The sequence below is a fragment of the Pseudomonas trutticola BRTCR10 genome (assembly GCF_056155105.1).
This window is the reverse complement of the sequence record NZ_CM149552.1, coordinates 4,297,825-4,309,186: the sequence shown is the minus strand read 5'-3', so window position 1 is coordinate 4,309,186 and position 11,362 is coordinate 4,297,825. Positions and strand designations below refer to the sequence as shown.

9 protein-coding genes are annotated in these 11,362 nt (G+C 58.9%); all 9 read left to right on the top strand.

Going from position 1 to position 11,362, the window contains the following annotated elements; genetic code table 11:
- Positions 1 to 57 precede the first annotated feature (57 nt).
- A complete protein-coding gene (locus tag ACVVH8_RS19550; protein ID WP_475225753.1) occupies positions 58 to 2,061 on the top strand; it encodes a type VI secretion system Vgr family protein in 2,004 nt (667 codons plus the stop codon).
- Complete coding sequence (locus tag ACVVH8_RS19545) at positions 2,058 to 2,924, top strand: DUF4123 domain-containing protein (protein ID WP_475225750.1); 867 nt, start codon at positions 2,058 to 2,060, stop codon at positions 2,922 to 2,924. The genes ACVVH8_RS19550 and ACVVH8_RS19545 overlap by 4 nt, the downstream gene beginning before the upstream one ends.
- Positions 2,921 to 6,511, top strand: coding sequence for a toxin VasX (locus ACVVH8_RS19540; protein WP_475225748.1), 3,591 nt, complete (start codon positions 2,921 to 2,923; stop codon positions 6,509 to 6,511). The genes ACVVH8_RS19545 and ACVVH8_RS19540 overlap by 4 nt, the downstream gene beginning before the upstream one ends.
- A complete protein-coding gene (locus ACVVH8_RS19535) occupies positions 6,501 to 7,631 on the top strand; it encodes a hypothetical protein (protein WP_475225745.1) in 1,131 nt (376 codons plus the stop codon). Before ACVVH8_RS19540 ends, ACVVH8_RS19535 begins: the two co-directional genes overlap by 11 nt.
- Complete coding sequence (locus tag ACVVH8_RS19530) at positions 7,628 to 7,873, top strand: hypothetical protein (protein ID WP_475225743.1); 246 nt, start codon at positions 7,628 to 7,630, stop codon at positions 7,871 to 7,873. Before ACVVH8_RS19535 ends, ACVVH8_RS19530 begins: the two co-directional genes overlap by 4 nt.
- The gene (locus tag ACVVH8_RS19525) at positions 7,863 to 8,399 is read left to right on the top strand and encodes a hypothetical protein (protein WP_475225740.1); all 537 of its coding nucleotides are present in this window, start codon (positions 7,863 to 7,865) and stop codon (positions 8,397 to 8,399) included. The genes ACVVH8_RS19530 and ACVVH8_RS19525 overlap by 11 nt, the downstream gene beginning before the upstream one ends.
- A 51-nt stretch (positions 8,400 to 8,450) precedes the next feature.
- On the top strand, positions 8,451 to 8,993 hold the full coding sequence (locus tag ACVVH8_RS19520; protein WP_475225738.1) for a hypothetical protein: 543 nt from the start codon (positions 8,451 to 8,453) through the stop codon (positions 8,991 to 8,993).
- A gap of 128 nt (positions 8,994 to 9,121) precedes the next feature.
- Complete coding sequence (gene selD / locus ACVVH8_RS19515; protein ID WP_475225736.1) at positions 9,122 to 10,156, top strand: selenide, water dikinase SelD; 1,035 nt, start codon at positions 9,122 to 9,124, stop codon at positions 10,154 to 10,156.
- Positions 10,156 to 11,259: a tRNA 2-selenouridine(34) synthase MnmH gene (gene mnmH, locus ACVVH8_RS19510; RefSeq protein WP_475225733.1), complete on the top strand. Its 1,104-nt coding sequence runs from the start codon at positions 10,156 to 10,158 to the stop codon at positions 11,257 to 11,259. Before selD ends, mnmH begins: the two co-directional genes overlap by 1 nt.
- The last annotated feature ends 103 nt before the right edge of the window (positions 11,260 to 11,362 follow it).

Sequence of the window (11,362 nt, the reverse complement as noted above, 5' to 3'; positions counted from 1 at the left end):
CGATTTAGCCATCACGCCTCACAGTCCTGTGCCTTAAACAGACACAGGGATATGTGGATGCTTACCGCCGGCCGCTCCGTTGTTTTCAGACTCGATATCGAAGGTTTTCCCCACGATCTGCAGGTAGCCGAATTCCGGGCTACCGAGGCGCTCAACCAAACCTACAAGATCGACCTTGAACTGGTCAGCGAACGCCGTGACCTGGATCTCGAGTCCTTGCTGCACCGTCCGGCATTTCTCTCGTTTTGTGCGAACGGCGCCGGTCTTCACGGGCAGATTTATCGAATCGCCCAAGGTGATTCCGGTTCCCGTCTGACGCGCTATCAGATCGTTCTGGTGCCCTGTCTGGCTTACCTTGCGCATCGCCATAATCAACGGATCTTCCAGCACCAGAGCGTGCCGCAAATCATCGCCAGCGTGTTGAGTGACCACGGCATGCAGCCCGATGCCTGGCGTTTTCAACTCAGTGCCGAGTACCCGCCGCGCCTGTATTGCGTGCAGTTCGACGAGTCGGATCTGCACTTCATCCAGCGTTTGTGCGAGGAAGAAGGCCTGCACTTTCATTTCCAGCACCGTAACGATGGGCATCTGTTGGTGTTTGGCGACGACCAGACGGTCTTCCCCACACCTGACGTGCCGACAGCCTATGCACAAGGCAGCGGCATGGTCGCCGAAGCGGCGGTGATCGACCGCTTCAAGGTTCGTCTCGAAACCCGCACCAGCCACGTCAGTCGCCGCGACTATCACTTTGAAAAACCCACGGTGCAACTCGACGCCGAGGCCAAAGAAAACCGGCTTCCAGCGCTTGAGGATTACCGCTTTCCGGGACAGTTCAGCCACCGTGATCACGGTAGACATTTGAGCCAGCGCGCCCTTGAGCGGCATCGTGCCGATTATCGTCAAGCCCATGGGCGCAGCGACCAAAGCCTGATGCGCAGTGGCAGTTTCGTCGACATGAGCGAGCACCCGCGCGCCGACTGCAATGGCCTGTGGCTGCTGACCCGCGTTGAGCACATCGGCCTGCAACCGCAAGTGCTGGAGGAATCGTCAAGCGTCCCGGCTACCGACGATGGTTTCAGTCAGGGCTATCGCAATCACTTCGTCGCGACGCCTTGGGAGGTGAATTTTCGCCCCGCGCTGGAGCATCCGAAAATACGCATGACCGGCAACCAGCATGCCGTGGTGACGGGGCCGCCCGGCGAGGAAATCTACTGCGACGCCTATGGTCGGGTGAAAGTACAACTGCTGTGGGATCGCGACGGTCAGCTCAACGAGCAATCCAGTTGCTGGCTGCGCGTGGCCACGGGCTGGGCCCATGACCGTTACGGCAGCGTGCAGATTCCGCGCGTCGGCATGGAAGTGCTGGTGGGGTTTACCGAGGGCGATCCGGACAAACCGTTCGTGGCCGGCTGCTTGCCCAACGCGGCGACGCCGGTGCCACTGGCCCTGCCGGCCGAACACACGCGCAGTATCTTTCGCAGCCAGAGCAGTCCGGGCGGTGGCGGCTATAACGAGTTGCGCATCGAGGACAGAAAAGGCGCTGAAGAAATTGCCATTCGCGCCCAGCGTGACTTCGCTCAACTGGTGCTCAATGACCAACGCGTGCAGGTCGACCACCAACACACAATGGTCGTCGGCGGTCTATGCAGTCTTGATCTGCGCAGTGATGAGCATCATCTGACCCACGGCAATCGCCTGACCGAACTCAAGCAGGACGACCACCTGTGGGTGCAAGGCGACCGGCACATCCGGGTCGCCAGTCAGCGACTCAGCGCCGGCCAGCAAATCCACCTCGGCGCCGGTCAGCAAGTGGTTATCGATGGCGGCACCCATGTGACGATCATGGCCGGCGGGCACTGGTTGACGCTGGGGCCGGAGGGCATCTGCAGCAGCGTGCCGATCGTTCAGGGTGGCGCGCCTGCGGTTGGCCTGGCAGCAGAACCGTTGGTGCCGGGAGCGTTGCCGTCGTTGAAAGTGGCGTCTGATCCGCTTCAGCAACGCCATGCGTTGGCTGCCAACCGTGACGCGCGGTGCCTGGTCTGCGAGGCGGCCCAAGCATGAGCGTTCTGACTTCTTTTCCCGATGATTTGCCTTGGAGCGAGCAACGGGCCTTGCTGTTGCTGGATGGCGCAACGATCAGCGATTTGCCAGCGCGGGTCAGGCAGCTCAGCCCGGCGGCCAATACGTTTGCCTTGTTCGACCAGACGTCCTTTTCTGCATTGCGCGACATCTCGCCGTTGCTGGTGGAGATCCAGCAGGCGGACGATCCGCTGGCGCTGTTCTATCTGCAACACGCGGCTGAGGAGTGGGGCGTGTTGTTGTTCAGCGCGGCGCCTGCGCACAGCGTGGCCGAGCACTTGCGCAAACTGGTCAGCGTCGAGTTGCCGGCCGGCCAGTCGGCCATGCTGCGGCTGGCCGATGCGGCGGTTGCTCATGCCCTGTTTGCCAGTGGCGATCAGTGTTTGTTCGGGCCTTTGAGTTGCGTGGTGACTGCCGATTGCGTCAACGCGGTCTGGCACAGCCATCGACCGCGACGGGCGGAGTGCCCGGTGCTTGGCGTTCCTTATTGCCTGAGCCCTGAACTGGACGCAGCGCTGGACCGGGTTGATCGGCGTCGCGCCTTGCTGGAACTCAATGCGCATCTGTTGAAGCACTTTCCCGGATTTCCTCTCGAAGGAGCGCTGAGTCAGCGCTGGCCAACCCTTGAGCAGATTGATAGCCAAGCCCGCGCGCTTGGCCTGAGCAGCCAATCCGAGTTGTTCAACTACGCCAACCTGATGGTGTGGCTTGACGGCAGCGATATCGACCAACACCCAAAAATCCATCACTTGCTGCATTCGCCCTCACTGCAATCACCGGGCGAGCGCGTTGCGTTGGCCGCTGATCTGGCGCAGCGCTGGGCCAGCCAGAAGGAATGCCCATGACCCATCCCGCCATCCTTGATGCCGCAGCGGCTTCGAAAGCCCCAATTGCTACTCCCACGGCGTGCCCGCTGCGACAAACCCACGTGCAACTGCTGCCGCTGAGTTACGGCCTGGTGGAAAGAGAGCACGATCCCGGCGCCGAGCTGAATTTGCCGTACACCCTGAGCGCGCGCCCGATGGGCATCCGCCGGTTGCGCGACGGCTGGCTGTACATCATCGACGGCCTCAGTGGCGACTTGTACGAATACCGGGTACTCGACGGCATCATCACGGCGTTGTTGCATCAGGGTAAAACGGTCAGCGAGGATCAGCGCGGCGCCATTGAAGAGCGCCCGGCACTGATCTTTTCGCGCAAAAGCACGCTGTACGTGAGCTTCGCCGAGGTGCAGTGGACGGCCCGCAAATGCTCTCAGGTGCTGGATAGCGCTGAGGAGCGTGAGCATTTCATGCAGGCAGTCGATCTGGGGCCGGTGAATTGTCTGGTCGGTGGCGAACATTTGCTGACGGTTGCTCAGGCGAAAAAATGGCTGGCGGAAGTGGCGACTGGCGCTGAGCCGGTCGCTGAAGAGGGCGCGACGCGGATGCCGACCGTGCACGTCAGCGATGCCCCCGAGCATGAACGCGAACCTTATCTATGGGAGCAACCGAAGCGTTTTCGTGCCGCACACATCGGTGAGTTTCTCGGTCGGGTACGCGGGCCTTATCAGGACGACACGCTGTTTCTGCTGGTCAACGACGATCTGGGCGTGCTGCGCGATCTGGCCGAGTATCAGGACCGCGTGGTCGGCTGGGTCGAGGCGTGGAGCAACACTGATAACAACGAGCGTGATTATCTGCTGGCCAGTTACATCGAATCGCTCAGCCAGCTCAACGACAAAGATTTCGACAGTCTGGCCAACGCCAGTGACCAACCGCAGGCCAAAGCCCTGTTTGCCGATATCGAGCAGTTGCCAGAACCGGATCGTGAGAACACGCGCAAGGCGTTGCTCGATTATTTGAACAAGGGTGGCAGCATCGAGCCGACCTCTACAGACGCGACGCCGGAACTGAATCAACTGCGTGAAAAGGCCCTCGATCAGTCGCTGGCCCTGAACCGTTTCGACGGCGTCGCGCCAGATTTCACCGCCCATGATCGCGCCACCGCCGAGGCGGATCGCCGTTACTACACGCGTCAGTATTTCGAGGCAGTCGCCCCCGAAGATTTCGTCGAGCGACACCTGTCAACGCTGGTCGATCTGGGCAAGGATCAGGATCGGCGCATGCGCGATGTGCTCGACGGCCCGGTGCTCAGCGGCAAACGCGGGGTCAACGACCTGATCGACCGTCCAGCGATGGACAAGCGACTGAATCTGCTGCGCGACGACCTCGGCCGCTGGAACCGCCTGCTCGAACGCATCACCGCCGACCGCACGCAACTGCTGGTCGCCGGCCGCTTCCACCGCGCGGCGTGGTACTACGACGCACAAGAGGCGACGCAACTGCACCAGGCCCTCAGCACCGAATACGCCTGTCTCAAGGACCTCTGCCGCAGCGACGCGGCGAGCGAACAAATGCTCGGTTATCTGGAACAGCACCCGGAATTGACCCGGACGCTGTTCTACACCTTGCCGCTGCGCCTGCAAGCCGAGCAGGCCGGGCAATATGCGTTCCTGTTCAACGCCGGCATGGCCACGTTCAACAACCTGCCGGATTGGCTGGCGAAACTGAAGAAGATCGAGCAACCGCACCTGCCGGCCCTCGACGACATGCCCGAACACAGCCGCACGGTCGCGGCCGCTGTGCAGGACACCTACAGCCCGGCACTGAACCTAGGCCTGAACCGCGTGCTAGAAGGCTTCGACTTATCGGGCGAGAAAATTCCTGATCTCGATGAGCTGTTCCAGCGCCTGCCCAAAGGGCTGAAATTGCGCCTCTTCGATGCCGCCAAAACCAGCGGCGTGACCTTCACCGTCGCCAGCCCCGCAGAACAATCCGCCCTGCAAACCGCAATCAAGGAACTGCTGCGCGAACGCGACTACCTGAAAACCCTCAACCGCGAACGCAACCAGATCACCCACAACAAGAACCGCCAAGGCCACAAAACGCCGAGAGCGCTGGAGTTGCAGGAAGAGATCCTGCGCGTGCGGGCGCAGTTGACGGTGATTGAAGGGCGACTGGCGGCGGCGCTGAGCCCGATTGAGGAAGTGCCGGATCGCTCGGCCCGCTTGTACGGCGCCACGCCCGCGCGGGCAGGGGTGACGGTAGTGTTTCCGCCGGCACAGCAGGGGGAGTTAAGGAGTTTGCTGGGGAATATTCGGCTGGGGGTGGGTGGGATTTCGGCGGGGAGTCTGGTGAAGACGGAGGGGATGGGGTTGGTGGTGGTTTTGGTGCAGGTGGTGAATTTGGTGGGGGTTTATGGGGAATTGATGAAGCAGACCCGGGACAAGAAGAAGCGGGCGGATTTTTTTGCTGCTTTGGCTGTGACGGGAGCGGCCGGTTTCACTGCAGCGCAAAGCCTTGCGGATACGGCGATGAAGGCTCGTAGTACAGCGCTTGTGGCAAGTCTGCAGCTTGAGACGTTGCAACATGTGCAAGTTCAGATCGGGAAATTGCATGTAGGGCTAGGTTTCTTTACTTATATCTTGGGTTTCAGAGCGTCTGTTGCCAACTTCGCAAACCAACGTCGAAACTGGCAAGAGGCGATCCGCAGCGGGAGTCAGTCTGAGCAGAGAATGGCCGCATTGGCGACCTTGGGCGCGGGAGGAATGGTGACAACTAACGCTTACGGAGTAGGTAATACTGTCTACGCCTCTTTCAAGGTATTGGCTGCACCTAATAGCGCGGCACGAACAGCTGCCTGGGCCGCCGCTGGTACACGTCTTTCCACCATATTCTTCCGCTTCAACTTGGCTGGCGCTTTGTTCACCGTGCTGGAATTCGTGGGTACTTGGCTGTTCAATCGCTACAACCTCTCAGCCCACGACAAATGGTTGAAAATCACGCCTTGGAGTCGTGATGCGGAAATGCGCGGCGATCATTCACTGGAAGACTTTCAGAGTTATCTGGCTTTTCTGATCCATGCACCTTACGCCCAACTTGGCCCAAACCCGCACGACTCCTGGCTGAAAAACCTGTTGTTCAAAGCCAAACCCAGCGATATCCATCTGGTGCTGCCAAGGCTGACGCTGGGCGATCTATTATTTCCTTTAAACGGTAAGCAAACTCATCGATTGGGCATCGGCGCCCATAGCGTTTTGATGCCGTTGCATGCTCAAGGTGCGCCGCGAGAACGCAAGGAAGTTATCAGCGAGGAGATACTGAGCAGCTTGCGTATTGTGAGGTCATCGCCAGAAGGATTGGTGTTTTGTCTTCAATACCCTGTTGCGACCCACTCTGAATACACGCCTGCAAAGGAAACGTTAGAACTGGCGGTCTGTGTTCAAGCTCTGAATGGCAAAGGGGAATGGGCATCTCGAACTCGAGTAATTCATATGGATCCTCGGGCAGAGGGGCATTTTGCCGTGGTCGCTCCTAAGTTTGTCAAAGAAAACCCTCCTATGTTGCTAGTAGAAACCCAATATCTTGAGTGGGCTGATCATGCTGAGTGATCACGGCAAGCCCATTGCTACCTCGAAAATTGAGCAACATAGGAAGGCAGGATATATCGAGCCATTTTCAGGTGGAAAAATTACCTACCTCGCACCGTTGCCACTTCCTACGACGATTCCACCTCATGGGCCGCACATTGGAAAGTTAAATGACGCGTATATGGACTTTGGTCTCGGGTCACCGCAGGTATTTTCCTGGCAACTAATGCTAGGAGGGGCATTCACAGGCGCTATCATTGTCACGGTCTTATTCCCGTTATTTACTGGTCTTTTGGGCATTATTTTTGGCTACGGACATGAAGCAATCCGCGAGTCAGTAATTGGTATGTTCGAAGTGGGCTATGAGAACGAGTTGATTGCCGGCCCTTTAATCGTGCTTATTTGCTTAGCCGTCTGGTACCACAACCACAAAAAACGCGCTTCAATCATCCCGACCCGCTTCAACCGTCAACGCCGCGAAGTCTGCTTCATGCCCGAAGGCGAAACCGACCCCGTCTTCGTCCCCTGGGAATCCCTCTCCGCCTGGATCATCGAAGCCCAAGGCGTGACCCAATATGGCATCCACCGCCAATACGGCATGGGCATCGGTTTCTACCACGGCGAAACCCTCACCAGCCTCGAATTCCCCTGCGCCGGCCTGCCACTCGCCATCAGCCATTGGGAAGCCATTCGCGGCTACATGGAATACGAGGTCAACGACCTCAAATCGATTCAGGACCTACAAGACCTCCAAGGCCCCGACGACCCGCCCCACGAAGGCCTGCACACCTTTCGCAACGCCCGCGCCCGCATGCACCAGCAGATCCGCGACGGTTCACGCACTCGGCTGTCAGGGTTTTTCTGGTACCTGTACCACGTCATGACCCTGTGGACGATTCCCAACCACCTCGTTGAATGGGAAGTGCGGCGCCTCGAAAGGACTGGCAAACAGACGTTGCCTGAATCCATGCGCGAGTGGTCCGAGCCTTTACCGGAAGATCAATGGGCCAAGCCGAGTGAGGAGTTGCTGCGGCTAAGTGAGCAGGTGCGGCAGATTCAAAAGCGTCAGCCTCACCGGCCGATTACCGAGATCTTTGCCGAGGTGCAACACTCGGCTGCGACTGGTAAGCGTCGCGCATGAGTGATTCCCCCGTACTGCTCACTGACGTTGAATTCACTCCGGCGAAAGAAACACTTGAACTGGCAGTTTGTATTCAAAGAATGAACGCCAAAGGTGAGTGGGCATCGAGAACTCAAGTCATCCATCTGGATCCTCGAAAAGAAGGTCATTTCTCTGTAGTCGTTCCTCAGTTGGTAAAAGAAAATCCACCGCTATTGCTTGTTGAAACCCAGTTCTTGGAGCAAGCCGATCATGCCGAATAGTCTCGACAAGCCAACAGGTACAACGCAGCTTGAACAGCCACGAAAAACAGGCAATATCGAGCCGTTTTCAGGTGGAAAAATTACCTATCTCGCGCCACTGCCATTGCCCACAGCAACACCACCCTATGGGCCACATATCGGAGAACTGAACGATGTGTATATGGACTTTGGGTTCGGATCACCGCAGGTGTTCTCATGGCAAGTGATATTGGGCGGGCCATTCACTGGCACCGTCATGATCGCACTCCTATATCCACTTGTCGGAGGATTGCTTGCGCTCCTGTTCGGGGACGGATGGGAGTTCATCAGAGAAGTTATTGAGGGCGTTTTTCTCGCGTCATACGAACTAGCGTTAATAACGGGCTTTCTTGCCTTACTCATCGGCCTTTGCGTCTGGCACCACAACCACAAAAAACGCGCTTCAATCATCCCGACCCGCTTCAACCGCCAACGCCGCGAAGTCTGCTTCATGCCCGAAGGCGAAACCGACCCCGTCTTCGTCCCCTGGGAATCTCTTTCCGCCTGAATCATCGAAGCCCAAGGCGCGACCCAATATGGCATCCACCGCCAATACGGCATGGGCATCGGCTTCTACCACGGCGAAACCCTCACCAGCCTCGAATTCCCCTGCGCCGGGCTGCCGCTCGCCATCAGCCATTGGGAAGCCATTCGCGGCTACATGGAATACGAGGTCAACGACCTCAAGTCGATTCAGGACCTACAAGACCTCCAAGGCCCCGACGACCCGCCCCACGAAGGCCTGCACACGTTTCGCAACGCCCGCGCACGCATGCACCAGCAGATACGCGATGGCTCGCGCACTCGGCTGTCAGGGTTTTTCTGGTACCTGTACCACGTCATGACTCTGTGGACGATTCCCAACCGTCTCGTCGAATGGGAAGTGCGGCGCCTCGAAAGGATTGGCAAACATACATTGCCCGAAGCCATGCGCGAGTGGTCCGAGCCTTTACCGGAAGATCAATGGGCCAAGCCGAGTGAGGAGTTGCTGCGGCTAAGTGAGCAGGTGCGCCAGATACAAAAACGCCAGCCGCGACGACCCATTACCGAGATCTTTGCCGAGGTCCAAAAAACATCATCAACCGGCAAGCGTCGTGCATGAAAGTTATGCAGCTCAGTGAGCGATAGGGCAGCCAGTTGCTAGCGAAGGGGCCTTGGCATTCAGCGCAAAAATCAGCTTTCCTGCGCTCTGCTAGAATTCGCCCCATTCCCCAGCCTGAGACTGCCCCCATGAGCGAGCCGATTCGTCTGACCCAATACAGCCACGGTGCCGGTTGCGGCTGCAAGATTTCCCCGCAGGTGCTGGAGGTGATTCTGGCCGGTAGCGGGGCGCAGAATCTTGATCCGAAACTGTGGGTCGGCAATGCCTCGCGTGATGACGCGGCGGTCTACGAGATCGATGCCGAGCGTGGCGTGGTGTCGACCACCGATTTCTTTATGCCGATCGTCGACGAACCGTTCGACTTCGGCCGCATCGCTGCGACCAACGCGATCAGCGACATTTACGCCATGGGCGGCGACCCGTTGATGGCGATTGCGATCCTCGGCTGGCCGGTCAATGTGCTGGCGCCGGAGGTGGCGCGGGAAGTGATTCGTGGCGGTCGCGCGGTGTGTGATGCGGCGGGCATTCCGCTGGCGGGAGGGCACTCGATCGATGCACCGGAACCGATTTTCGGCCTCGCCGTCACCGGTCTGGTGGAAAAGCGCCACATGAAACGCAATGACACTGCGACCGCTGGTTGCCTGTTGTACCTCACCAAACCGCTGGGCATCGGCATCCTCACCACGGCGGAGAAAAAGGGCAAATTGCGCCACAGCGATGTTGGCGTCGCTCGCGACTGGATGTGCACCCTGAACAAACCCGGCAGTCGCTTCGGCAAACTCGCCGGCGTCACTGCAATGACCGACGTCACCGGTTTCGGCCTGCTCGGGCACCTGGTGGAAATGGCGGACGGCAGCAAACTAACTGCCCGTATTGCTTACGACCGTGTGCCGCGTCTGGACAGCGTCGAGTACTACCTCGATCAGGGCTGTGTGCCTGGCGGTACGTTGCGCAATTTCGACAGTTATTCGTCCAAGGTCGGTCGCGTGCAAGAACTGCACAAACGCGTGCTCTGCGACCCGCAAACCAGTGGCGGTCTGCTCATTGCTGTTACCCCAGAAGGCAATGACGAGTTTCTTGCCCTGGCCGAAGAACTGGGCCTGAACCTTGCGCCAATCGGTGATCTGGTCGAGCGACAGACGAACGCAGTCGAGGTGATTTGATGTTCCGCGACTGCACCGATTACCGCGATATTTTCCTCAACGACCGACCGCTGATGGACGCCCGCGCGCCGGTCGAGTTTCACAAAGGCGCGTTCCCCGGCGTGGTCAATCTGCCGCTGATGAATGACAGCGAGCGGCAGAAGATTGGTACTTGTTACAAGCAGCACGGGCAGCACGCCGCCATCGAACTGGGGCATCAACTGGTGTCCGGCACGGTGAAAACCGAGCGCATTCAGGCGTGGGCCGAGTTCGCCCGGGCTCACCCAGAGGGCTTCATTTATTGTTTTCGTGGCGGCTTGCGTTCGCAGATCACTCAACAGTGGCTGCGTGACGAGGCGGGCATCGATTACCCGCGCATCGGCGGTGGTTACAAGGCGATGCGCAGCTTCCTGATCGACACGCTTGAGGAGGCCATCGCCCAGTGCGATTTCGTCTTGCTGGGCGGCATGACCGGCACGGGCAAGACCGAAGTGCTGGTGCAATTGCGCAACGGGCTGGACCTGGAAGGTCACGCCAATCATCGCGGCTCAAGCTTCGGCAAACGTGCCACCGGGCAGCCGTCTAACATCGATTTTGAAAACCGCCTGGCCATCGACATTCTGAAGAAGCGCCATGCCGGTATCGGGCAGTTCGTGTTGGAGGACGAGAGCCGGGTCGTCGGTAGTTGTGCCTTGCCGTTGCCGCTGTATCAGGGCATGCAGCAGTACCCGATGGTCTGGCTGGAGGATCGCTTTGAAGATCGTGTCGAGCGGATCCTGCGTGATTATGTGGTGGATCTGTCTGCGGAGTTTTCGCTGGTGCATGGCGAGCAGGGTTTTGCCCTGTTTGCCGAGCGCTTGCTGGACAGTTTGAACAACGTGCAGAAACGTCTCGGCGGCGAGCGCCATCGACGGATGCTGATCCTGATGGAAGACGCTCTGGCCGAGCAGGGCCGCAGTGGTGCTGTGGATTTGCACCGGGGCTGGATCGAAGGCTTGCTGCGCGAATATTACGACCCGATGTATGCGTTTCAACGCGAGAAGAAGGGTGGGCGGATCGAGCTCGCGGGGGAGCGCGGGGCGGTACTTGAGTACCTGCGGGAGCGGCTGAGTCAGCCGGGTTGATGGCGTATTGACTGGCCCTTCGCTGGCAAGCCAGCTCCCACAGGTCTTGAGTGATGCCCATAGTGGCGGTCACCACAAAACACTGTGGGAGCTGGCTTGCCAG

What these genes read in the sequence shown, in the direction of transcription:
- mnmH (WP_475225733.1), top strand. Translation starts at nt 10,156, where the DNA reads ATGTTCCGCGACTGCACCGATTACCGCGATATTTTCCTCAACGACCGA.
- ACVVH8_RS19520 (WP_475225738.1), top strand. Translation starts at nt 8,451, where the DNA reads ATGGGCATCGGCTTCTACCACGGCGAAACCCTCACCAGCCTCGAATTC.
- selD (WP_475225736.1), top strand. Translation starts at nt 9,122, where the DNA reads ATGAGCGAGCCGATTCGTCTGACCCAATACAGCCACGGTGCCGGTTGC.
- ACVVH8_RS19545 (WP_475225750.1), top strand. Translation starts at nt 2,058, where the DNA reads ATGAGCGTTCTGACTTCTTTTCCCGATGATTTGCCTTGGAGCGAGCAA.
- ACVVH8_RS19525 (WP_475225740.1), top strand. Translation starts at nt 7,863, where the DNA reads ATGCCGAATAGTCTCGACAAGCCAACAGGTACAACGCAGCTTGAACAG.
- ACVVH8_RS19540 (WP_475225748.1), top strand. Translation starts at nt 2,921, where the DNA reads ATGACCCATCCCGCCATCCTTGATGCCGCAGCGGCTTCGAAAGCCCCA.
- ACVVH8_RS19535 (WP_475225745.1), top strand. Translation starts at nt 6,501, where the DNA reads ATGCTGAGTGATCACGGCAAGCCCATTGCTACCTCGAAAATTGAGCAA.
- ACVVH8_RS19530 (WP_475225743.1), top strand. Translation starts at nt 7,628, where the DNA reads ATGAGTGATTCCCCCGTACTGCTCACTGACGTTGAATTCACTCCGGCG.
- ACVVH8_RS19550 (WP_475225753.1), top strand. Translation starts at nt 58, where the DNA reads ATGCTTACCGCCGGCCGCTCCGTTGTTTTCAGACTCGATATCGAAGGT.